The organism is Streptomyces sp. NL15-2K, from assembly GCF_030551255.1.
Taxonomy (GTDB): Bacteria; Actinomycetota; Actinomycetes; order Streptomycetales; family Streptomycetaceae; genus Streptomyces.
Window position 1 is genome coordinate 8,308,186 of record NZ_CP130630.1, and the last position, 22,974, is coordinate 8,331,159.

Sequence of the window (22,974 nt, forward strand, 5' to 3'; positions counted from 1 at the left end):
AGCCACCGGAGAGCCGGTGGCCGGAGTCTGGACGCTTCGGGGCTGGACACGGAGGCAGGGTATCACGGGGCGGTGTTCACTGTGGTGCAATCAGCCTTTTGTGGCACTTTCCGGTGAACTGTTTATCGTGAGGTGCGGGAGCGTGATGGTGCATTCGGTAGCGTGCGTGTCACTGCGAGGCCGGTGAGAGCAGCAGTCACGATTCCGGTCTCCTTGAGAATCCGCCCCGTGCCCAGGAAAGCGACGCGGGGTCCCCGCCCCGCCCGGGTCCACACCGGGCGGAAAGCGTCCGGCGGGGCGAATACCGCAGCCTCCGAATCGCCGCAGCCGGCGGCGCCACAGGCGGCAGGTACCGCACACGATGAGCACCCGCACCGCACCCGGCGGCGACGGCCCACGGTCCCACGGCAGGCGTCCAAACCCCGCCCAGCACGACGGACCACTTCCCGGCATCCAGGATCACCCAGGATCGTCCAGGGAACCTCAGCTCATCAGCGACGCTAACGGGAGCCGGGGAGCGGACGGTCGCTGCGCGGCGGCATACGAGTCGCAGCGGGAGGCCACGATTCCCGACGACCTCGCCGCCGCGCTGGATCAGAACCCGCGCGCCGGGGCGGCCTTCGAAAGCCTCGGCAGGACGGACCAGTACCTCACCATGCTCCCCCTCCTGCGCGCCCGCACCCCGGACGAGCGTGCGACCCAACTGGCGGCGGCCATCGCCAGACTGACGCGGGGATGACACGCTGCCGCAACGGCGGGAAAGGCGATCCCGCCGCGGGCTCACGCGTTCTTGATCGCCGAGATGTCGAAGTTCAGCTTGATCTTGTCGGAGATCAGGACACCGCCCGTCTCCAGCGCCGCGTTCCACGTCAGGCCGAACTCCGAGCGCAGGATCTGGGCCTTGCCCTCGAAGCCGACGCGCTCGTTGCCGAAGGGGTCCTTCGCGGCGCCGTTGAACTCGAGGTCGATGATGATCGGCTTGGTGACGCCGAGGATGCTCAGGTCGCCGGTGATGCGGTAGTCGTCGCCGCCCAGGGACTCCGCCTTGGTGGAGCGGAAGGTCATGGTCGGGAACTCGTCCGTCTTGAAGAAGTCCGCGCTCTTGAGGTGACCGTCGCGGTCCGGGGACCCGGTGTCGATGCTCTCCATCTTGACGTCGATGGAGGCCGTGGACGCGCTCGGGTCGGCGCCGTCCAGACGCAGCGAGCCGCTGAAGTCGAGGAACTTGCCCTTGACGTTGGTGACCATGGCGTGGCGCGCGACGAAGCCGAGCGTGGAATGGGCGGGGTCGATCGTGTAGTCGCCGGTCAGTGCGGTGAGGTCGGGGTTCGTGCTCATGGCCTGCTCCCATCGATGATGTTGAATGTTGAACTAGTCAACGACGCCGACGGTAGACCTATTCCGTGCATGTTTCAACATCATGGGCGCAGTGTGTCGGAGAGTTCGCGGTGTAGACGACGTGCGCCCGTGCGGAGGGCCGATTGGATCTCCGGCCGGGGTGGTATCCAGAGGTCATGACCTCGGTCGCGGTGCTGGTCGAGCTGCTGCGCACGGACACGGCAGGCGGCCACGTCAAGTGCTGGGAGCGCTTCGCGGAGAGCGCCGCCCGACTCCCGGAACCCGTAGTCGGCGGCCCGGACGGGCCGGGCCTTGATCTGACCGTCTACTTCCTCGGCGAGCCGGAGCGGGTCGAGACCCTCTCGCCGCGCGTACGACTCGTCATGCTGCCGCCGGTGCTCAGCACGACCGCGCTGATGTCCGCGGACGGCGCGGAGGACATCTGCGACCTCGCCCCCCACCACCCCCGCCTGGCCGCGCTGCTCCCGCGGCACGACGTCTGGCACCTGACGCACAACTTCGCCTACGCCGCCACCGCCGTCCGGCTCGCCCGGCGCGCGGCCCGCAAGGGTGCCCGGGCGCCGCGACTCGTGGGCTCCGTGCACACCGACGTGCCGTTGCTGGCCTCGGTCTACGCCCGCTACCTGGCCGAGCGGTGGCTGCCCGGCACGCACCGGGCCGTGGACGATTTCCTGGCGGAGCGGGTGGAGACCTGGCTGCGCCGACGGCGTGACCGGATGCTGGACAGCTGCGCACGGGTTCTCGTGCCCACTCCGGCCGGCCGCGCGGAACTGGCCCCGGCATTCGGCCCCCACCGGGTCTCCCTCCTCCGCCGCGGCGTCGACCACGAGCGCTTCCGGCCCGACGGCACGGCCCGGGCCTGGCTCACGGGGGAGTACGGCGTGCCGACGGACCGTCCGCTGGTGCTGTTCGCCGGCCGGCTGGACGCCACCAAGGGGGTGCCGTTGCTGGCGGAGAGCGTGCGCCTGGTGCGGCGGCGGGGGAGGGCGGTGCACCTCGTCATGGCCGGCTCCGGCGCGGAGGCGGCCGAGGTCCGACGGTCCCTCGGTCCGGACGTCACCCTGCTCGGTCCGCTCCCGCAGGACCGGCTGGCGCGGGTGTACGCGGGCTGCGACATCTTCGCCTTCCCGTCCCGCACGGAGACCTGCGGCAACGTCGTCGCCGAGGCGATGGCGAGCGGCCTGGCGGTCGTGCTGCCCGAGCACGCGCGCACCACGCAGTGGCTGGCCGCGCCGGGCCAGGACGGCGTCGTCGTACGACGTGACGACCCGCGGGACTGGTCGGATGCCCTGTGCGCGCTGGTCGACCGGCCGTGGCTGCTGGCGGCGGTGCGGCGCCGGGCGGCGGCCACGGCCGGGCAGACGCACCCGTCGTGGGACCGGGTGCTGACGGAGGACCTCCTGTCGGTCTGGCTCCCACGGGCCCCGTCGGGCCGGCGTCCCGCCGCGTGGTCCGACGCGATCCGCGCGGGGCCCCGGACGCTCACCCGGTGATTGGCAGATCTGTTCCACCGGTACGGCCGCATCACCTGGGGTTTTCCTTCGTGGAGGTGGAACAGATCTGCCAATTACCCCAGTCACCCCGCCCCGCTCCCCTCCCCACCCCCGTCGAATCTCCTGTCATGCAGTGCGGCCACCAGTGGCGACGAGTCCAGGGTCGCGATCCCGGCGGTCACCACGGCCAGCCCGGCGACGGTGATCGCGCTCACCGGCCAGCCGGTGTGGATGGCCTCGCCGAAGACCGTCATGCCCACCGTCACCGCCACCACCGGCTCCGTGGCGTCGAGCACCGTCATGCTCGCGGCCAGCGGGCCCTGCTGGAAGGCGCTCTGGATCAGCAGCAACCCGCCCACGCTCGCGACGACGAACGCGTACGGCAGCCAGGAGGCCAGCGCGGTGAGGGGCCCGTGCCGGAACCGGTCCACCGTCGCGGCCAGCAGGACGGACTGGACGCCCATGACCGCTCCGGCCGCCAGCGCGGTAGCCGACGCCCGCCACGGCCCGGACACCCACCGCGCGGCCGTCAGAGAACCGCAGACCAGGGCGACGGTCGCGCCCAGGATCAGCAGCCAGGACGACAGTTCCGCCGCCCCGGGACGGCCTCCGTGCGGACGCGCGGAGACCAGGGCCAGCGCCAGTCCGGCGGCCACCGCGAGGGTGCCGAGCCACTCCCGAGGGCCCAGTGCCATACGGTGCAGCCGCGCCGACAGCGGGACCGCGAAGATCAACTCGGCGACGATCAGCGGCTGCACGAGGCTGAGCGGCCCGAACGCCAGGGCCAGCGACTGGAAGCCGTAGGCGAGCACGGCCAGCCCGATGCCGTACCGCCACCACCGGTCCCGTACCAGATGGGCCAGCAGGCGCCAGGTGAGCGCCTCCTCGTCCGGCCGTGCCCCGGCCGCCCACTGCTGGAGCACCCCCGCGACGGCGAAACAGACACCCGCGGCGAGCGCGGCGGCAACGGCGACCGGCACGCCAGGACCTGTCCTAGTCCGTGTCGGCCCGGCTCGGCGCCCGCGTCGATCCCCGGGTGTGTACGTACAGCCCGCGTCGGTCCCCGACGTCGATGTGCTGGGGGAGCGGGAGTTCGTAGCGGACGGGGCGGCTGTGGTCGGCGAGTTGGCGGCGCGGGTTGTAGACCTGGTTGAACTTCCACAGCATGCGGGCGAAGTTGGTCTGGCCGTGCAGGAGGTTGCGGCCGAGGATGCGCGCCGCGCCGAACGCGTTCCGCAGGCCCAGGTGCTTGCGGTTGATCACCGCCTGGGTGCGCACGAGTTCCTCGTAGAAGCGCTCCAGGGGAAGCTTTGTGGGGACCACCGCGTGCTGGATGTCGAAGAGGCGGTAGTCGCGCGTGGTGAGCCGACGCGACTCCGTGTGCCAGATCTCCGTACCGGGATACGGCGTCATCACGGTGAAGTGGACGATCTCCGGTACGGACAGCGCGAACTCCCGGACCACCCGGAAGCGTTCCTCGTCCCAGGCCGGGTCCACGATCAGGTTGAGAGCGACGTTGATGCCCAGCTTGCGCGCCGTCTCCAGCGCCCGGAGGTTCTCGTCGGGGCTGACCCTCTTGCGGTACAGCTCCAGCCCCTCCGCGTCGATGGCCTCCATCCCGAGGAACATGTAGCGCAGCCCCAGCCGCGCCCACCGTTCGAAGACCTCGGGGTGGCGCAGCAGCACGTCGCTGCGTGTCTCCAGGTAGTACTGCTTGCGGATCCGGCGGCGTTCCACCTCGGCGGCGATCGCGTTCCCGTGCTCGGGCCGGATGAAGGCGACGTCGTCGACGATGAACACGTTGGGCTCACGGATCCGCGCCAGGTCCTCGGCCGCCGCCTCGGGCGACGCCTTGCGGTAGCTGCGGCCGTAGAACGTCCACGCGGAGCAGAACGAACAGTCCCACGGACAGCCGCGGGTGAACTCGATGGAGGCGCACGGGTCGAGCTCGCCGATGAAGTACCGGCGGCGGCTCCGCATCAGGTCCCGCGCCGGGAGTGGGGCGTCGATGCTGTGCAGCATGAGCGGCGCGGGGCCCCGGCCGGCCGGGGTGACGATCCCCGGGACGCCGTCCACCCCTCCGTCGCGGACCGCCTCCAGCAACGGGGCGACCACCGGCTCGCCCTCGCCGCGGACCACCGCGTCCACCGCGCCCTTCGCCTGTTCCAGGACATCCTCCGCCACGAAGGACACACTGTGGCCGCCGAAGAACACGAAGCAGCCCGGTACGGCCCGCTTGACGTCCGCGGCCAGCTCGATCGCCTCCGGGATGTTGGCCAGGTAGTTCAGCGAGACGCCGAGCGCCTCCGGCCGGAAGGACGCGACCTCGCCGCGCAGCCGGTCCCGGCCGAGCACCTGGAGATCCACGACGCGGACCTCGTGGCCGGCGTCACGGGCGGCGCCCGCCACCCGCTCCAGGCCGAGGGGTTCGAGCCGCAGGAAGATCTCGGAGTACATCAGGGCGCTTGGGTGGACGAGCAGCACACGCATGGTCAACCTCGCCACGGGAGCGGGACGGAACCGGAGGAACCGGAACGGAAGGTGCCCCCTTCGTATCCGGCGAACCCGCGCCGCGCACCGCCCGTACCGCCGCATGGCGGCACCGAGCGGCCCGCAGGAGTGGTCCTGCCGCGTCGGATACGGGACCGAAGGCGCGCCTGCCCCGCAGACCGGCCCCGGAGGAACGGGCGTCGTGTCGGATGAGCTCGCCCTGGACGCACGGTCAGAACTGGCGCGGGAGACCGGGGAAGCGGTGTTCTGGAAGCAGCGGATCCGTATCGAGCACCGAGGATCCGGAAGACAGCGCAGGGAGACCGACTCGTGACCCACACCGGCTCCGGCTCCACCTACGACCCCGAGAAGGGCGCCGTACGCCGTCTCGTCGCAACCAGCTCGTCCGCGGCCCGGGAGCACCGGGTGACGCCGCGCCGGGACACGCCCGTGGCCCTCGTCACCGGGGCCTCCTCGGGCATCGGCGCCGCCACGGCACGGCGCTTCGCCGCGGGCGGCTGGCGGCTGGTCCTCAGCGGGCGGGACCGGCACGCTCTGGAGGAGACGGCCGCCGGCACCTCGGCCGTCGTCCTGCCCGCCGACCTCGCCGCCCCGGACGCTCCACGGCTGCTGGCCGAGTCGGCGCTGCGCGCGACCGGCAGGATCGACGCCCTCGTCGCCGGGGCGGGCATCGGCTGGGCCGGCCCCTTCGTCACCATGCCGCCCGCCGCCATCGACCAGGTGCTGAACGTGGACCTCACGGCCACCCTCCACCTCGTACGGGAGGTATTGCCCGCCATGGTGGCGGCCGGCCGGGGGCGTGTGGTGCTCGTCGGCTCGGTCGCGGGCTGTGTGGGCGTGCGGAACGAAGCGGTGTACTCCGCCGCCAAGTCGGGGGTGGCCGCGTTCGCCGAGGCGCTGCGGCAGGAACTGCGGGGGACCGGCGTGGGCGTGACGCTCGTGACGCCCGGGCCCGTGGACACGGCCTTCTTCGACCGGCGCGGCACCCCCTACCAGCGGTCCCGGCCCCGCCCCACCTCGCCCGGCCGCGTCGCCGGCGCGGTCTGGGACGCCGTACGGCTCGGCCGTGACGACGTGTACGTGCCCGGCTGGCTGACGCTCCCGGGCCGGGTGCGCGGCCTCGCCCCCTCGCTGTACCGCCGACTGCTGCACCGCTTCGGCTGACGTGAGGCCGCTTCAGCCGGTAGAAGGCAGGTCATGACCCCACAGCGTCGTGCCTTCCCGTTCCGCGCGCACCGGGCGCCCCGCCTCACCCGCCGGGCCGTCCTGCTCGCGGCGGTCCTGGCGGCGGCGTCCGGTGCCACGCCGCACTCCTCCCGCACCTTCCCCCGCACGGCCGACGCCGACCCGTACGACACCCTCCGCCGACGCTGGCTCGACATCGCCCTCGGCACCGGCTACGACCCCACCGCCGAGCCGTACGCCTCCCGCCTCGCCCAGACCGGCGAACTCGCCCGCGGCTTCGGCGCCACCATGGCCCCCACCGCCACCTCCCTCTGGCCCGGCCTCGCCTACGACCCGCCCGCCGGCATCACCCGCAGCTACGCCCGCCTGTGGACCATGACCCGCGCGTACGTCCAGCCCGGCACCGGCTCGACCGCCGACCCAGCCCTCCTGACCGGCATCCTCCGCGGCCTCGACCACCTCTCCGCCACGGTCTACAACCCGTCCACCACCCGCTACGGCAACTGGTGGGAATGGCAGATCGGCAGCCCCCGCCTCCTGATGGACATCACGGCCGCCCTCCACGACCAGCTCACCGACGCCCGACGAGCCGCCGCCTGCGCCGCCGTCGACCATTTCGTCCCGGCCACGATGCTCACCGACTACTCCGGCACCTCCACCGGCGCCAACCGCGTCGACCTGTGCCGCTCCGTCGCCCTGCGCGGCATCCTCGGCCGGACACCCGCCAAGATCGCCCTCGCCCGGGACGCGCTCTCACCGGTCTTCCCGTACGTCACGACGGGCGACGGCCTCTACGCCGACGGCTCCTTCGTCCAGCACACCTGGGTCGCCTACTCCGGGACGTACGGCCAGGTCATGCTCGACGGACTCGGCCGCCTCTTCGCCCTGCTCGCCGGATCCGCCTGGGAGGTGACCGACCCCCACCGGCAGATCGTCCTCGACAGCGTCGAGCACGCCTACGCGCCGCTGATCCACGACGGCCTGGTGATGGACAGCGTCAACGGCCGTGCCATCAGCCGCGGTCACCTCAAGAGCGACGACCGTCACGTCCTGCGCGGCGACCACTACCACGGGCAGGGGATCATCGCGGCGATCGCCCTGCTCGCCGACGGAGCGAGCGCGAGGGAACGCGACAGCTGGCACGCACGCATCAAGGGCTGGATCGAACGGGACACTGTTTCCCCGGTCCTGACGGCCCCGCAGTTCGACGTGGCCGACCTCGCCCGGCTGCACAGGGTCGCCGCATCACCGCTCCCGGCCGCGCCCGAACCCACCGGCCACCGCCTCTTCCCGGCCATGGACCGAGCCGTCCACCGCCGCCCCGGCTTCACCGCGAACATCGCCATGGCCAGCGACCGCATCGCGTACTACGAGTGCGGCAACGGCGAGAACCCACGGGGCTGGCACACCGGCGCCGGAATGCTGTACTGGTGGCCCGGCGGCCGCGGTGACCAGTACACGGACTGGTACTGGCCCACCGTCGACTGGTACCGCCTCCCCGGCACCACCGTCTCCACCAAGCGGCTCCCCGACCGGGCGGGCGGCGAATGGGGCGAGCCCAAACCGGACGCACGGTGGGTCGGCGGTACCACCGACGGCGAGTACGCGGCGATCGGCCAGCACCTCAAGGGGCTGGACTCCACCCTGGATGCCCGCACATCGTGGTTCTGCGTGGATGACTCGGTGATCTGCCTCGGCGCCGGCATCACCTGCACCGACGGGGTCCCCGTCGAGACGGTCGTCGACAACCGCAACCTGGGGGAGGGCGGCACGCAGTCCTTCGTACGGGGCCCTGGCTGGGCCCACCTGGAGGACCACGGCGGCTGGATCGTGCCCGACGGAAAGCTGCGGACCCTCCGCGAGGACCGCACCGGCGCCTGGTCCGACATCAACACCAGCGGTACGACCGAGCGCCGCACCCGCCGCTGGCAGACCCTCCTGCTGAGCCACGGCACCGACCCCACGGACGCCTCGTACGTCTACGTGCTCATGCCCGGCGCGTCCCTTCGTACGGTCGCCGCCCGCGCCGCCGACCGCCACTGGCTGTCGATCCTCGCCAACGACAGCCGGTGCCAGGCCGTCCACGTCCCCTCCCTCCACCTGACCGCCGCCAACTTCTGGCAGGCCGCTTCGGCTGGCCCACTGACCGCGTCCGCGGGCGCGAGCGTGCTGGTCCGCCGCAGCGGCCGTACGGCTACGCTCTGCGTCAGCGAACCACCCCGAACGGGCGAACCCCTGGAGATCATCTGGGACCACCCGGTACGCGGAGTCGTCCGGGCCGACGACACCGTGGAAGTGGTGGAGACGGGCCGCCGACTGCGCCTCCGCGTCACTCCGGGGAAGGCATGCGCGACGCATGAATGTGAGGCGGCTCTCATGTGACGACTTTGTACGACCCCTACAAGCGCGACGCCCTCTGAGCAGTCGGAACGGCTGCATGCCGCCCAGGTTCTGTTCAGGGGTACCAGGAAAACGGGCCGGACACTGTTCGGAGTCGACGGCTCGCAATCCCTGCCGCGCTTCGTAAGGTCACTACATGACCGTTTTGGATGAGGCGCCGGGTGAGCCGACGGACGCGCGCGGCCGGGTGGCCGAGCTGCACGAGATCCGTGCGCAGGCGCTGGCCGGCCCGAGCGAGAAGGCGACCGAGGCGCAGCACGCCAAGGGCAAGCTGACCGCGCGGGAGCGGATCGAGCTGCTGCTCGATGAGGGTTCGTTCCGGGAGGTCGAGCAGTTGCGGCGGCACCGGGCGACCGGGTTCGGGCTGGAGGCGAAGAAGCCGTACACGGACGGTGTGATCACCGGCTGGGGCACGGTGGAGGGCCGGACGGTCTTCGTCTACGCCCATGACTTCCGCATCTTCGGCGGGGCGCTGGGCGAGGCCCACGCCACGAAGATCCACAAGATCATGGACATGGCCATCGCGGCCGGTGCGCCGCTGGTGTCGCTCAACGACGGCGCAGGTGCCCGCATCCAGGAGGGCGTGTCCGCGCTCGCGGGCTACGGCGGCATCTTCCAGCGCAACACCAAGGCGTCCGGTGTCATCCCGCAGATCAGCGTCATGCTGGGCCCGTGCGCGGGTGGGGCGGCCTACTCGCCGGCGTTGACGGACTTCGTGTTCATGGTCCGTGACACTTCGCAGATGTTCATCACCGGCCCGGACGTGGTCAAGGCGGTGACGGGCGAGGAGATCACCCAGAACGGCCTCGGTGGCGCGGACGTGCACGCCGAGACGAGCGGTGTGTGCCACTTCGCCTACGACGACGAGGAGACGTGCCTGGCGGAGGTGCGTTACCTGCTGTCGATGCTGCCGCAGAACAACCGGGAGAACCCGCCGCGGGTGGAGGTCACCGACGCCGCCGACCGCCGCTCGGACGTCCTTCTCGACCTGGTCCCGGCGGACGGCAACCGGCCGTACGACATGGCGAAGGTGATCGAGGAGATCGTCGACGACGGCGACTACCTGGAGGTCCACGAGCGGTGGGCGCGTAACATCATCTGCGCGCTGGCCCGTCTGGACGGCCAGGTGGTGGGCATCGTGGCGAACCAGCCGCAGAGCCTGGCCGGGGTGCTGGACATCGAGGCGTCCGAGAAGGCCGCACGGTTCGTGCAGATGTGCGACGCGTTCAACATCCCGATCGTCACGTTCCTGGACGTGCCCGGCTTCCTGCCGGGCGTGGACCAGGAGCACGGCGGGATCATCCGGCACGGCGCGAAGCTGCTGTACGCGTACTGCAACGCCACCGTGCCCCGGATCTCCCTGATCCTGCGCAAGGCGTACGGCGGTGCCTACATCGTCATGGACAGCCAGTCCATCGGCGCGGACCTGACCTACGCCTGGCCGACGAACGAGATCGCGGTGATGGGCGCGGAAGGCGCGGCGAATGTCATCTTCCGCCGGCAGATCGCCGACGCCGAGGACCCCGAGGCCATGCGCCAGAAGATGGTCAAGGAGTACAAGTCCGAGCTGATGCACCCGTACTACGCGGCCGAGCGCGGCCTGGTCGACGACGTCATCGACCCCGCCGAGACCCGCGAGGTGCTGATCAAGTCCCTGGCGATGCTGCACACCAAGCACGCCGACCTGCCCTCCCGCAAACACGGCAACCCCCCGCAGTAACCCAGTGGATCCTGCGCGGTACCCCCGCGGAAACCTCTCTCAGGGAGACTGACGCTCATGAACAACCCTGACATCCGTGTCGAGAAGGGCCACGCCGAGCCCGAGGAAGTCGCCGCCATCACGGCGATCCTCCTGGCCCGCGCCGCCGCCCAGCCGTCCACCACCCCGGCCCACCGAGGCCGCGCCAAGGCCGGCTGGCGCCGCCTGGAGCGCGAGCCCGGCTTCCGCGCCCCGCACAGCTGGCGCTGAGCCCCCTACGACGCGGAAGGGCCCCTCTCGCAGGAGAGGGGCCCTTCCGCGTCCCTAGTGCCCCGGCAGGCAACATTCGCCCCGTCGCGACGCCCGGCACGCACTCTCGCCGCACCGGCCGAAAGCCCAAGTACGTCCAGTACGAGGGCTTTCGGCCGGCACGCCGAGAGCACGCACCGGACGCCGCTCCTTAACGGGCGAACGTTGCCTGCCGGGGCACTAGGGCCGACCAAGGCAAGCTCGAAAGACGCCTCGACAAAGACGCAGGGCCCCCTCCACGCGGAGAGGGCCCTGCACCACGTACAGGCGACTACCGCAGCCGCGCCATCAGCGCGTGCTCCACCAGCGTGATCAGCGCCGACTTGGCGTCCGCGCGGTGGCGGGCGTCCGTCGTGATGATCGGGGTGTCGGGGCCGATCTGGAGCGCCTCGCGGACCTCGTCCGGCGAGTACGGCTGGTTGCCGTCGAAGCCGTTGAGGGCGATCACGAAGGGCAGGCCGCTGTTCTCGAAGTAGTCGACCGCGGGGAAGCAGTCGGCGAGGCGCCGGGTGTCCACCAGGACGATCGCGCCGATGGCGCCGCGCACCAGGTCGTCCCACATGAACCAGAAGCGGTCCTGGCCCGGCGTACCGAAGAGGTAGAGGATCAGGTCCTGGTCGAGCGTGATGCGGCCGAAGTCCATGGCGACCGTGGTGGTCGTCTTGTCCCCGGTGTGGGTGAGATCGTCGATGCCCGCGCTCGCGGACGTCATCACGGCCTCTGTGCGCAGCGGGTTGATCTCCGAGACGGCGCCGACGAACGTGGTCTTGCCCACGCCGAAGCCGCCCGCCACCACGATCTTCGCGGACGTGGTGGAGCGGGAAGGCCCTCCGCTAGAGCTTGCGAAGTCCACTGAGCACCCTTTCGAGCAAAGTCACGTCTGGCTGGCCGCCGGCGTTCTCGTCGCCGCCGGGCTGATGGATGGCGACCAGGCCCGCCTCCGCCAAGTCGGCGACGAGGATCCTGGCCACGCCGAGAGGGATTGTCAGGAGGGCCGAGATCTCGGCTACCGACTTGATCTCACGGCAGAGGTTGCAGATCCGCTGATGCTCGGGCAGCTGGCCCTGCATCTGGTGCGGCTGCGCGGTGGTGTGCACCAGCGCCTCGATGGCGAGCTGGTAACGCGGGCGGGTCCGTCCGCCGGTCATGGCGTACGGACGCACCAGCGGGTTGTTCGACGACCCTGCGGGCGCCGGCTCGGGGGCGCGTCGCTGCGGCTGCACCGGCTGGATGCGTGGAGCCGGCGGCTGGTCGTACGGCGACGGCCCGGGACCCTGCGGGCCCTGGGGTGCGTACGGCTGCCGCCGATGGCTCGGTGCGGAGGGGAAGTTGTAACGGTTCGGGTTCTGGGAACCGTCGCCCTGGCCCTGGGCAGGGCCGTACGACCAGTTGCCCGAAGGTGAACCGCCTGGGGGTGTTGCCACTTTCTTTCCTCCTCCGACTGTGCCGGGGCACCCATCACTGTGGAGCCGCGTCCCGAAACCTTACGGCCACGGGACGCCAAAACGCACCGTCTGTCTGTTAGTTGAGCAGGCTCCCTTGGAGCTCCGCCCGCAGATCGGGCGTCAGGACCGTACCGGCACGGTCCACCAGAAGCGCCATCTCGTACCCGATGAGACCGATGTCCGCCTCCGGATGTGCGAGAACCGCGAGCGAGGAACCATCGGAAATGGACATGATGAAGAGGAATCCTCGCTCCATCTCCACAACCGTCTGGTTCACGCTGCCGCCCTCGAAGATGCGCGAGGCGCCGGCGGTCAGTGAGGTCAGACCGGAGGCGACGGCCGCGAGCTGGTCGGCGCGGTCGCGGGGAAAGCCTTCGGACATCGCCAGAAGGAGTCCGTCGGCGGAGACCACCACCGTGTGAGACACCCCGGGGGTGTTGTCCACGAAATTGGTGATCAACCAGTTCAGGTTCTGTGCCGCCTGGCTCATCGGGCTCACACTAACGCTCCTGGTTGTAGGTGCTGTCAGGACCACTGTGTTGATTCCTAGTGGCCTGGCCGTTCGTTTCACTACCTGCGTTGCGTCCCCGCTGGACACCGCGGCGCAGGTTGCTCAGCCTGCCCCGGACGTCCTCGGGAGCGCGGGAGACCTGTGGGCCTCCCTGGGGGGTGGCTTCGGCGGCTCCCTCGACCAGGTTGGCCTTGGGTACCCGCCGCGGCAGGCCGGAGGAGGTCACCCCGCCCGCCTTGGGCTTCCGGAGCTGCGAGGCCTGCTGCCACCGAGCGTCGTTGGACGAGCGCCAGTCGCCGCTGCCGTTGCTCTCCGGTGCGGAAGCCGACGGCTCGTGGTTCACGTGCCGCGCGCCGCCCGTGCCGCTCGCGGTGGGTCCGCGGCGCGGGAGCCCGGCGTCGGTCATGTCGTGAGCGGCGGAGGGGGTCGGCCCCGGACGGTCGAAGCCTACGCGGTTCTGCTCGCTCACGTCAGCGGCCTGCGCAGATTCCGCTTCGGGAGCGTACTGGTCCGGGTACCCGTTCCGGTAGCCGTCCTGCTGCGGCCAGTCATCCTGGTAGCGCCGCTCTTCGAAGGCCGGGAAGGACTCCGGGGCGGCGGAGTGGGCCGGTGCGGGCTCCTCCTGACCCTGCTCCGCATACGGGGGCTCGGGGTAGCCGCCGTTGGACGAGAAGGTGTCGTTCTGCGGCAGACCGCCGTTCGGCGCGTAGTACGACTCGTCGTACGACGGCCGCTGCGGCTCCTCGTAGGCGGTGCGCTGCTGCTCCTCGTACGACGCCTGCTGCCGCTCCTCGTACGACGTCTGCGCCTGCTGGTCGTAGCCGGTGGGCTGCTGCTCCTGGTAGCCGGGCCCGGCGTCGAAGCCATCGGCGTAGCCGCCTGGCGTCTCCTGACCCTGCTGGCCGGGGTTCTGGGCCTCCAGGGCCGCGCGGCGCTCCTCGCGCATCAGGGAGCGGCCCACCGGGTCCAGCTCGCGTATGTCGTCCGGCACCTCGGTGTAGCGGCTGTCGTCGAAGCCGAGCTCCGCCGCCGTACGCATCGGCAGGCCGTTGTTGAAGTTCTCGCCCTGGAAGTTCTGCTCCGGGATGATCTGCGAGACGGTGAACTCGTCACCGGCGGGCTGCTGGTCGCCGCCACCGCCGTGCGTGATCGCGTCGGGCAGCATGACCAGCGAGGTCGTGCCGGCCTGCTCGCCGGAGGGGCGCAGCTGGACGCGGATGCCGTGCCGGTCGGACAGCCGGCCGACCACGAACAGGCCCATGCGCTGGGAGATCGCGGCGTCCACGGTCGGCGGGTTGGCCAGCTTGTGGTTGATGTCCGCGAAGTCCTCGGCGGTGAGGCCGATGCCCTTGTCGTGGATCTCGATCATGATGCGGCCGTCGGGGAGACGGGTCGCGGTGACGCGGACCTTCGTCTGGGGTGAGGAGAACGTGGTGGCGTTCTCCAGGAGCTCGGCCAGCAGGTGCACGAGGTCGGTCACGGCGCGGCCGTGGATCTCGGCCTCCGGGACGCCGGACAGCTCGATGCGCTCGTACTGCTCCACCTCGGAGGAGGCGGCGCGCAGCACGTCGACCAGCGGGACCGGCTGGTCCCAGCGGCGGCCGGGCTCCTCGCCGGCGAGGACCAGGAGGTTCTCGCCGTTGCGGCGCATACGGGTGGCCAGGTGGTCCAGCTTGAAGAGGTTCTCCAGCTGGTCCGGCTCGGCCTCGTTGTTCTCCAGGTCGGTGATCAGGGTCAGCTGGCCCTCGATCAGCGACTGGTTGCGGCGCGACAGGTTGGTGAAGATCGCGTTGATGTTGCCCCGCAGCAGGGCCTGCTCGGCGGCGAGCCGGACGGCCTCGCGGTGGACCTGGTCGAAGGCCCGGGCGACCTCGCCGATCTCGTCCTTGGTGGTGATCGGGATCGGGGAGACGCGGGTGTCGACGCGGCCGGGGTCGGTGCGCGAGAGCTGGTCGACCAGCATCGGCAGGCGCTGCTCGGCGATGCCGAAGGCGGCGTTGCGCAGTTGGCGCATCGCGCGGCTCATCTGGCGGGCCACCATGCCGGCCAGGATGTAGGCGGCGAGCAGCGCGAACACGACGGCGGCACCGGTGATGAAGGCGTCGCGCCGGGCGTTGTCGGAGATGCCGGCGGCCTCGTTCACCGCGGTGTCGGTCAGCTCGGATTCGATCTGGTGGTAGGCGTTGAACTTCAGGGTGTTGACCGCCCACCAGTTCTCCGCGGTGATGCCCTTCCGGGCGAGGGCCTCACGCTCGGAGGCGTCCGTGCTCTCCAGCGCCGACATGGCCTTGATCATGTCGGTCGGGTCGGACGGCGGCGGCACGTAGGTCTCGCCCTTGGCCCTGGCCTCCTGGGCGGCCTTCTGGGCCATGGCCGTGCCGTCGGCCTGGATCTGCTTCTTGGCCGCGTCCAGCTTGGCGATGTCCTGCGCGGTACCGCCGCTCTCGTACTCCTGGATGGCGATGCCCTCCAGGTAGGCGTACGAGGTCAGGGCGACGCGCTGCTGGGCCAGGCTCGCGGCGCTGGTGCCCGGCTTGATCAGCAGGTGCATGCCGATGGAGCGCTCCAGAGACAGAGCGCCCTTGGTGAGCGAGATGGCGTAGACCGTGCGGCCGTAGCTGGTGATGTTGCCGGTGCCCAGGCCGAGCTCGTTGGAGAACTCGAGCAGCTTGTGCTCGACGTCGACGTAACCCTCTTCGGTCTTCACGCCCGTGAGGCTGGGGCCGTAGGCGGCCGCGCGGAGCTTCGCCAGCCCCGGCTCCACCTCGCGGAAGCGGGCGAGGCGCCGCTCGAGGTTGGGCCGGTCCGGCATGCTCTTGGCGGCCTCGTCGAAGGCGTCGGCGGCCCGGTCCGTGTTCCGGCGGGCCTGGACGACGGTCGCGTCGTCCTGGCCCTTGCCCTCCAGCAGGGGGGCGGCGGTGACGTCACGCTCGACGAGCAGCTCGTTGCTGTAGGTCAGCGCCGCGCGCACCAGACGAGCGGTGTTCTCCGCGTCCTCGGCCTCCTGCCAGGTGTCGATCGAGCCCTTCACCTGGAAGCCGCCCATGACGAGGCCGACCAGCACGGGTATGAGCAGGATCGCGTTCAGCCGGGTCGGCACCCGCCAGTTGCGCGGGGAGAAACGACCGCCGCCGGATGCGGGCGCGGCCGTCTGCTCCGAACCGGGCACAGGGGCAGGCGCCGCTCCGCGCGGCGGCGGGGTGAAGTTGCCCCGTGCCGACGGCTCGGGACCGTTCTTGCTTCGCCTCACTCGACCAACAACCTTCCGGCGGTCGGCACCTTACTTTGTGCCGCAGTGTCTCAGAGCCCAGTTCGTCGCCCAGTTCGTCATCGACTGTGAGTACGTCTTTGACTATTGGGCAGTTCAGGCATTCCAGCACGTCGGCCTGTACACCTCCAAACAGTGGAGTGCAGGGATTCGAAGTGATGTAAGCCCCAGATAAAACGGTCATAAAGAGCGAGCCCCGTCAAAAGACGGGGCTTTTGTGCGCGCAGCGGCACCGGTTGACCGCGACGCGTGGCCGTACCATCCGATTCCTCTGCCGAAACGTTATGAACACTCGGGCCGACCGTGTCAAAGGACACAGCCGGCTCCGGAGCGACTACGACAACTGCCGTACGGCACTGCCGACTTGGGTTTTAGCGCAGCCGTGCCATGAGCGCGTGCTCCACCAGCGTGATCAGCGCGCTCTTGGCGTCGGAACGGTGCCGGGCGTCCGTCGTGATGATCGGGGTGTCCGGGCCGATCTGCAGGGCCTCGCGCACCTCCTCGGGCGCGTACGGCTGGTGCCCGTCGAAGCCGTTGAGGGCGACGACGAAGGGCAGGCCGCTGTTCTCGAAGTAGTCGACCGCGGGGAAGCAGTCGGCGAGGCGTCGGGTGTCCACCAGGACGACGGCACCGATGGCGCCGCGCACCAGGTCGTCCCACATGAACCAGAAGCGGTCCTGGCCCGGCGTACCGAAGAGGTAGAGGATCAGGTCCTGGTCGAGCGTGATGCGGCCGAAGTCCATGGCGACCGTGGTGGTCGTCTTGCCCCCGGTGTGGGTCAGGTCGTCGATGCCCGCGCTCGCGGACGTCATCACGGCCTCTGTGCGCAGCGGGTTGATCTCCGAGACGGCGCCGACGAACGTGGTCTTGCCCACGCCGAAGCCGCCCGCCACCACGATCTTGGCGGAGGTGGTCGCCCGGCCTCCGTCAGAGCTTGCGTAGTCCACTGAGCACCCTTTCGAGCAGTGTCACGTCCGGAGCGCCGGTGCTCTCGTCGCCGCCCGGCTGGTGGATGGCGACGAGTCCGGCCTCCGCGAGGTCCGCGACGAGAATGCGGGCCACGCCCAACGGCATGGCCAGGAGCGCCGAGACCTCGGCGACCGACTTCACCTCGCGGCACAGGTGGCAGATCCGCTGGTGCTCAGGGAGCAGCCCCATGAGCGCCGCCGGGTCGGCCGTGGTGCTGATCAGGGCTTCGATGGCGAGCTGGTAGCGCGGCCGGGTCCGGCCGCCGGTCATCGCGTAGGGGCGTACCAGCGGCTGGTCGCCCTCATCCTCGTACGGCTCCGCGTACGGATCATGAGAGGCGGTGGGCGGGGTCATGAATCCTCCGGGCGGGACAGCAAGTCGGGCAGTCAAGCCGTCTGACATGGCCGGTGGGGGGATTGTGGCGGCCGGACGGTGATTTGGTGAGGCGGGTGGATCCTGCTGAATCAGTGGAGCAGACTGCCCTGGAGCTCGGCGCGCAGGTCGGGCGTGAGTACTGCGCCCGCGCGGTCGACCAGGAGCGCCATCTCGTAGCCGACGAGGCCGATGTCGCAGTCGGGGTGGGCTAGAACGGCCAGGGACGACCCGTCCGAGATGGACATGAGGAAGAGGAACCCCCTCTCCATCTCGACGACCGTCTGTGCCACGGTGCCGCCCTCGAAAATCCGGGAGGCACCGGCTGTCAGTGACGTCAGTCCCGACGCGACGGCCGCCAGCTGGTCGGCACGGTCGCGGGGGAAACCCTCGGACATTGCCAGCAGGAGGCCGTCGGCGGACACGACGACGGTGTGGGACACCCCGGGGGTGTTGTCCACGAAGTTGGTGATCAACCAGTTGAGATTCTGTGCCGCCTGGCTCATCGGACTCAACTAACGCTCCTGCTGGTGAGTGGGGCTCGGGAAGCTGCCGGTCTGGCCGGTACCGGCCTGTCGACCTTGCGCGATGCCCCGACGGAGATTGGTCAGCCGGCCGCGTACGTCGTCAGGCGCACGCGAGACCTGCGGACCGGCTTGGTGCTGTTGCTGCTGAGCCGTGCCCGGGACGAGGTTCGCCCGGGGCACCCGGCGCGGCAGGCCGGAGGTGGTGACGCCGCCCGCGGCCGGCTGCCGTACGCGCTCTGCCTGCCGGACGAGTTCGTCGTTCGGCGAGCTGCGCCAGGAGCTGGCGACGGGACGTTGAGGGGCCGCGGGAGCCTGCGGCTGCTGCGGGGCCGCCGGAGCCGGAGCCGAGCCGTTGCTCTGCTCCCGGTCCTGCTGGCCCTGCTGACCCTGACCGTGGAACCAGTTCGTCTCCAGCGTGTCGTACAGCGGAGTACGACCGTCCCCAGGACCGGCGGGCGGCAGCTCCCACCCGTCGCCCGACCGACCCTCGTCGGGTCGCTGCGCGGCGCCCCTGTCGGTCGGCTCCGGACGGGCGGCGGGCCGCTGCTGCGGACGCTGCGGGGCCGGCGGACGCGGGGCACCGAAGTCGGCGCCGTGCGTGCCGTTGACCTGCGGGCGCTCGAACTGACCCGTGGAGGAGCCGTTGTCGTAGCCCGGAGTGGGGAACTGGTCGGTGGAGTTGCTGTCCTGGCCGGGCCGGTTGAACTGGCCGGTGGAGTTGCTGTCCTGGCCCGGCCGGGGGAACTGGCCGGTGGAGCCGTTGTCGTAGGCCTGCGGGACCGAGAACTGGCCCGTGGTCGACGGCGTGGAAGGGGCCGGCGGGTTGGTCCGCCCGGTCGGTGCGCCGAAGACGTCCGAGCGGACGAACTGACCGGAGTTCTGCACGCCGTTCGCACCCGGGCGCGGGTACTGGCCGGAGCTCTGCGGGTTGCCGGGAGCCGGGGCGTCGAAGTCCGGGCGGGCGAACTCGGACGTGGAGCCGGGGCCCATACGGTCGTCGGGCCGCGGCGGGATCGCCGGCATCTCCGACGTCGCGCCCGGACCTTGCCGGTCGTCGATCCGCGGCATCGGCGAGGTCTGCTCCGGGCCCTGCTCGTCGTGGCCGCGCGGGGCGTCCAGCGAGGCGCGCGGCACCGGCGGCTGCGCGTTCTCGTCGCTCCAGCTGGGCACGCGGGGCTGCTGGTTGCCACCGGGCAGCTCGGCCCGCGGGCCGCCGCGCCCCGGCAGCTGCGGCCGACGGCGCCGGCCCTGCTGCTCGCCCGCCGAGTTCGACGACTGCGCCTGACCGGGCGCGGCGCCACGGCCGCCCCCGAAGGCGTCCTGGCCCTGCGGCGCTCCCGTGCCCGCGGCCTGCAGGCCCTGCGGGGCACCAGGCGCCTGGCCGCCGAAACCGGCGCCCGCGCCGGCCGGAGCCGGACGGCCCTGCTGCGGCGCGCCGGGACCCAGCGGTCCGCGCGCTCCACCGGGGGCACCCGGGCGACCGCCGCCGTCACGTCCGGGCAGCGCGGCCCGCGGGCCCTGACCGGCATTGAGCCGACCACCCGAGGGCGGTGCACCGAGAGCACCGGCACTTGCCGGGGCGCCGCCGAGGGCGCCACCGCCTGCTTGACCGTTTCCGCGCCGGGCGGCTGCCACACCGGCGGCGGCCGCCGCGGCGGCACCGCCACCGGAAGCGGCGCCCTGACCCGGCTTGGGCTGCGGCTTCTTGCCGCCCTGGGCGACGTCGACGGGCAGCATGACCAGCGCGGTCGTACCGCCGGAGTCGGAGGGGCGCAGCTGGATGCGGATGCCGTGGCGCTGCGAAAGGCGGCCGACCACGAACAGACCCATGCGGCGGGAGACCGAGACGTCCACGGTGGGCGGCGAGGCGAGCCGCTCGTTGATCGCCGCGAGGTCCTCGGGGGAGAGGCCGATACCGGTGTCGTGGATCTCGATCAGCACACGGCCGTCGGGCAGTGCGTGACCGGTGACCTTGACCTTGGTCTGCGGGGAGGAGAACGAGGTCGCGTTCTCCAGCAGCTCGGCGAGCAGGTGCACGAGGTCGTTGACCACGCGGCCGGCCACTTCGGTGGTGGGCACGGAGGCCAGCTCGATGCGCTCGTACTGCTCCACCTCGGACGCGGCGGCACGCAGCACGTCGACCAGCGGGACCGGGCGGGTCCAGCGGCGGCCGGGCTCCTCGCCCGCGAGGACGAGGAGGTTTTCGCCGTTCCGGCGCATACGGGTGGCGAGGTGGTCCAGCTTGAACAGCGAGGACAGCTGGTCCGGGTCGGCCTCGCGGGACTCCAGTTCGGAGATCAGCGACAGCTGGCGCTGGATCAGACCCTGGGAGCGGCGCGAGAGGTTGGTGAACATCGCGTTGACGTTGCCCCGCAGCAGGGCCTGCTCGGCGGCGAGGCGGACCGCCTCGCGGTGCACGTCGTCGAAGGCCGCGGCCACCTGGCCGATCTCGTCCCGGGAGTGCACACCGACCGACTCCACGGAGGTGTCGACGTCCTGCGGGTCGGACTCCGACAGCTGCTTGACCAGCTCGGGCAGCCGGTCCTGCGCGACCTTGGTCGCGGTCTCCTGCAGGCGGCGCAGCGAGCGGATCATGGACCGGGCCACGACGAACGCGCCGACCAGCGAGACGCCGAGCACGAGCAGGATCAGCGCACCGGAGATGATCGCTTCCTGCTCGGACTCGTTGCGCAGCTGGCGGGCCTTCTGCTCCATGTCCTCGAGCAGCGTGTGCTCGATGTTGCCCATCTGGTCGATCTTGGTCGAGCTGTCGTCGACCCAGTCCTTGTAGGAACGCTTGTCCAGACCGGCCAGGCCGTCCGTCCGGCCGAAGGCGCGGCCGGCGTAGAGGTCGGTGTCCTGGATGGTGGGGTTGCCCTCTTCGATGGGCTTGAGGAGCTCGGGAGCCTGTTCCGTGCCGTAGATGCTGCGGAAGCTGGAGAGCTCGGACTGCCCGCTCTGCAGAGCGCCCTCGGCGTAGAGCCGGTCGCTCTCGGAGAGGTTGCCCGGGGAGGTGTTGCTGGCGGGCAGCGCCGCCGCGAGGATCGCGCGCTGGATGGAGGCGTACTCCTTGGCGGACGAGAAGGCCGACAGGGCGCGCGTGCGCTGGATCATCTCGGGGTTGGAGGTGGCCTCCGCCATGTCCTGCGAGAGGTCGAGCAGGTGGGTGATGAGGCGGTGGTAGCCCTCGACCGTCTGGGAGGCGTTGTTCTTGGTCTCGTAAGCGTTGCTGCGGATCGCCGACAGGCCGGCCAGGTCGCGGACGAGGCCGACCAGGCTCTCGCGGACGCCCTGGAGGTTGCCGTCCCGGTTGGAGGCGTCGACCTCCTCGGCGGCGTCCTGGAAGGCGGTCACGGCACGGTTCGTCTTGTCCCGGTAGCCCTTGACCGTGTAGTCGGTCGCCTTCGCGCCGTGCGCCAGGGGGCCGGCCGACTGGTCGCGCTCCTCCTGGAGCGCCGCGGCCAGCTCGGTGGCCTGCTTGGTCATCTCCGTCAGCAGCTTCATGTTGTCGAGCTGCTGGATGTCGTCCATGGACTGGTTGATGCGCAGCGCGCCCAGCGAGGTGGCCGCGACCACCGGGAGCGTCAGCAGCGCCACCAGACGGGTGGAGATGCGCCAGTTGCGCAGGGCTATTCGCGGACCGGGGCCGGACGGGCCTTTCGGCGGCTTCACCGGCACGGTCGGAGCGGCGGGGCCGGCAGACCCCGAGGGTGCCGACGCGCCGAGGCGCCCGGAGCGCTCACCCCCGTCGCCCGACGGGCCCGGGCCCGGGTTCTGGGCGTGCTGGGGCGAGGAACCGCGGTCGGTCCCGCCGTGCGGCTCCGACTCCGCCGAAGCGCTGCCATCCCTCTTGAAACGTCCCTGCACTAGCGTCGCAACCTCTGGACCAGGCGCCCCTCCGCGTGAACGGAAGGACGGTGTCGGCGTCGTAGGGGGCGTCCTGAATACGCACCCTGATGGTCGTGAGTAACCGGCGCTGGCTCCCCCTGTCTCGCCGCCACTCGGCGCTTCTCTGCGCCCCCTGTGCGCCGGCTCGATTCCTGCGGCGGTCCGTGGAATTCCAGCACAGTGCCGGATCTCCAACAAGGCCCGTAGGCCATGCCGTGACATACGTGACACCACGTGAGTGGTGCGTCACCGGTCGTAGAAAGGGATCCGCTTCATAACGGACTTTTACCCGCGAGTCACCCGGAACGGAGGGGTGTCCCAGTCGCCATGATCAGGAGCGGAATGATGGCTTCAGGGGCCTAATGTCCGTTTCGTTGGGGTGATACGTAGGTTCGATTTGACCGCTTTGCCCATACCCTCGTGAGCAAACTCACACGCGGATCATTGAGTCTGTGCGCGGCGCAGGGGAATTGCATGTTTAGCCTGACGCTTTACAGAGATGGCAAATCCGACAACCCGCGCCGGTCCGGAGGTCCTTGGACCCTCCCGGCGCCCGCACAGGACAGGATCTCGCACAACCGTGAAGACGACGATGATGTTCCACAAGATCGCCAACCCGCGGCGCACGACGCTGGCGCACCTGAAGGACGCCGACGAACTGCGGATCCCGGAACAGCCGGAGCACTCCGTCGCCCTCCCCGAGCAGACCGCCAACCCCCGGCGCACCGTGCTCATGGAGATCCCCGCCGCGGCCTCCGCCGAGAAGTAGATCACCAAGCAGGAGTAGATCACCAAGGCCCACAGCGATGTCAAGGGCGCCCAGCGCAGATGCGCGAGGCGCCCGCCGCTCGGGCCTGTCCGGCGGATCCTGCCGCAGACGCGGGCGCGCAGTGACACCAGCCGCTCGCGGCGGGCGCCCATCTGCCGCGTTCTCGTCACGCTCCCCACGCTCGAACAGGGCTCGCGCGGGCACCCCCATCCCCCCCACTCTCGACTTCGCTCGAGCGGGGGACCCCCATCGCGCCGCCCGCCGCGGCA

Annotated in this window: 18 protein-coding genes and 1 pseudogene; 8 read left to right on the forward strand and 11 right to left on the reverse strand. The window is 70.9% G+C overall.

Annotation, left to right across the window (positions count from 1 at the left end; genetic code table 11):
• Positions 1-517: 517 nt before the first annotated feature.
• Positions 518-739 (forward strand): annotated as a pseudogene (locus Q4V64_RS55475) (YdeI/OmpD-associated family protein); the annotation flags it as partial.
• Between the two features lie 41 nt (positions 740-780).
• Here Q4V64_RS55475 and Q4V64_RS37405 read toward each other — a convergent pair.
• A complete protein-coding gene (locus Q4V64_RS37405) occupies positions 781-1,338 on the reverse strand; it encodes a YceI family protein (RefSeq protein WP_124438988.1) in 558 nt (185 codons plus the stop codon).
• 176 nt (positions 1,339-1,514) lie between these two features.
• Between Q4V64_RS37405 and Q4V64_RS37410 the strand changes: the two genes are divergently transcribed.
• Positions 1,515-2,852, forward strand: a complete 1,338-nt coding sequence (locus Q4V64_RS37410; RefSeq protein WP_124438987.1) for a glycosyltransferase — start codon at positions 1,515-1,517, stop codon at positions 2,850-2,852.
• 83 nt (positions 2,853-2,935) lie between these two features.
• On the opposite strand, the gene Q4V64_RS37415 is transcribed toward Q4V64_RS37410, so the two are convergent.
• Both Q4V64_RS37415 and hpnR read right to left on the reverse strand, forming a co-directional pair.
• Positions 2,936-3,832: a DMT family transporter gene (locus Q4V64_RS37415; protein ID WP_124438986.1), complete on the reverse strand. Its 897-nt coding sequence runs from the start codon at positions 3,830-3,832 to the stop codon at positions 2,936-2,938.
• A 13-nt stretch (positions 3,833-3,845) separates the two neighbouring features.
• Complete coding sequence (gene hpnR, locus Q4V64_RS37420; protein ID WP_124439104.1) at positions 3,846-5,342, reverse strand: hopanoid C-3 methylase HpnR; 1,497 nt, start codon at positions 5,340-5,342, stop codon at positions 3,846-3,848.
• Between the two features lie 202 nt (positions 5,343-5,544).
• On the opposite strand from hpnR, the gene Q4V64_RS37425 reads away from it, so the two are divergent.
• The 5 genes from Q4V64_RS37425 to Q4V64_RS37445 all read left to right on the forward strand — a co-directional run bounded on the left by Q4V64_RS37425 (position 5,545) and on the right by Q4V64_RS37445 (position 10,917).
• The gene (locus Q4V64_RS37425) at positions 5,545-5,676 is read left to right on the forward strand and encodes a hypothetical protein (protein WP_301184481.1); all 132 of its coding nucleotides are present in this window, start codon (positions 5,545-5,547) and stop codon (positions 5,674-5,676) included.
• Positions 5,673-6,527: an SDR family NAD(P)-dependent oxidoreductase gene (locus Q4V64_RS37430; protein ID WP_124438985.1), complete on the forward strand. Its 855-nt coding sequence runs from the start codon at positions 5,673-5,675 to the stop codon at positions 6,525-6,527. The genes Q4V64_RS37425 and Q4V64_RS37430 overlap by 4 nt, the downstream gene beginning before the upstream one ends.
• A gap of 33 nt (positions 6,528-6,560) precedes the next feature.
• A complete protein-coding gene (locus Q4V64_RS37435) occupies positions 6,561-8,930 on the forward strand; it encodes a polysaccharide lyase 8 family protein (protein ID WP_124438984.1) in 2,370 nt (789 codons plus the stop codon).
• A gap of 154 nt (positions 8,931-9,084) precedes the next feature.
• On the forward strand, positions 9,085-10,668 hold the full coding sequence (locus Q4V64_RS37440) for an acyl-CoA carboxylase subunit beta (RefSeq protein WP_124438983.1): 1,584 nt from the start codon (positions 9,085-9,087) through the stop codon (positions 10,666-10,668).
• Positions 10,669-10,725: 57 nt separating this feature from the next.
• The gene (locus tag Q4V64_RS37445) at positions 10,726-10,917 is read left to right on the forward strand and encodes an acyl-CoA carboxylase subunit epsilon (RefSeq protein WP_303713895.1); all 192 of its coding nucleotides are present in this window, start codon (positions 10,726-10,728) and stop codon (positions 10,915-10,917) included.
• A 310-nt stretch (positions 10,918-11,227) separates the two neighbouring features.
• On the opposite strand, the gene Q4V64_RS37450 is transcribed toward Q4V64_RS37445, so the two are convergent.
• The 8 genes from Q4V64_RS37450 to Q4V64_RS37485 form a co-directional block, all read right to left on the reverse strand.
• Positions 11,228-11,809 (reverse strand): ATP/GTP-binding protein, encoded by a 582-nt coding sequence (locus Q4V64_RS37450; protein WP_029183992.1) that lies wholly within the window; start codon positions 11,807-11,809, stop codon positions 11,228-11,230.
• Positions 11,790-12,380: a DUF742 domain-containing protein gene (locus tag Q4V64_RS37455; RefSeq protein ID WP_124438980.1), complete on the reverse strand. Its 591-nt coding sequence runs from the start codon at positions 12,378-12,380 to the stop codon at positions 11,790-11,792. Before Q4V64_RS37455 ends, Q4V64_RS37450 begins: the two co-directional genes overlap by 20 nt.
• A 97-nt stretch (positions 12,381-12,477) precedes the next feature.
• Positions 12,478-12,891, reverse strand: a complete 414-nt coding sequence (locus tag Q4V64_RS37460; RefSeq protein ID WP_004983065.1) for a roadblock/LC7 domain-containing protein — start codon at positions 12,889-12,891, stop codon at positions 12,478-12,480.
• Positions 12,892-12,901: 10 nt separating this feature from the next.
• Positions 12,902-16,162 (reverse strand): nitrate- and nitrite sensing domain-containing protein, encoded by a 3,261-nt coding sequence (locus tag Q4V64_RS37465; RefSeq protein ID WP_124438979.1) that lies wholly within the window; start codon positions 16,160-16,162, stop codon positions 12,902-12,904.
• Positions 16,163-16,551: 389 nt separating this feature from the next.
• Positions 16,552-17,127 carry an ATP/GTP-binding protein gene (locus Q4V64_RS37470; RefSeq protein WP_124438978.1) on the reverse strand — a complete coding sequence of 192 codons (576 nt, stop codon included), beginning with the start codon at positions 17,125-17,127 and terminating at the stop codon, positions 16,552-16,554.
• A complete protein-coding gene (locus Q4V64_RS37475) occupies positions 17,108-17,503 on the reverse strand; it encodes a DUF742 domain-containing protein (protein WP_030611532.1) in 396 nt (131 codons plus the stop codon). The genes Q4V64_RS37470 and Q4V64_RS37475 overlap by 20 nt, the downstream gene beginning before the upstream one ends.
• A gap of 110 nt (positions 17,504-17,613) precedes the next feature.
• Positions 17,614-18,027 carry a roadblock/LC7 domain-containing protein gene (locus Q4V64_RS37480; protein WP_124439103.1) on the reverse strand — a complete coding sequence of 138 codons (414 nt, stop codon included), beginning with the start codon at positions 18,025-18,027 and terminating at the stop codon, positions 17,614-17,616.
• A 9-nt stretch (positions 18,028-18,036) separates the two neighbouring features.
• Positions 18,037-21,915 carry a nitrate- and nitrite sensing domain-containing protein gene (locus tag Q4V64_RS37485; RefSeq protein ID WP_124438977.1) on the reverse strand — a complete coding sequence of 1,293 codons (3,879 nt, stop codon included), beginning with the start codon at positions 21,913-21,915 and terminating at the stop codon, positions 18,037-18,039.
• A 601-nt stretch (positions 21,916-22,516) separates the two neighbouring features.
• On the opposite strand from Q4V64_RS37485, the gene Q4V64_RS37490 reads away from it, so the two are divergent.
• Positions 22,517-22,705, forward strand: coding sequence for a hypothetical protein (locus tag Q4V64_RS37490; RefSeq protein ID WP_172629105.1), 189 nt, complete (start codon positions 22,517-22,519; stop codon positions 22,703-22,705).
• Positions 22,706-22,974 lie beyond the last annotated feature (269 nt).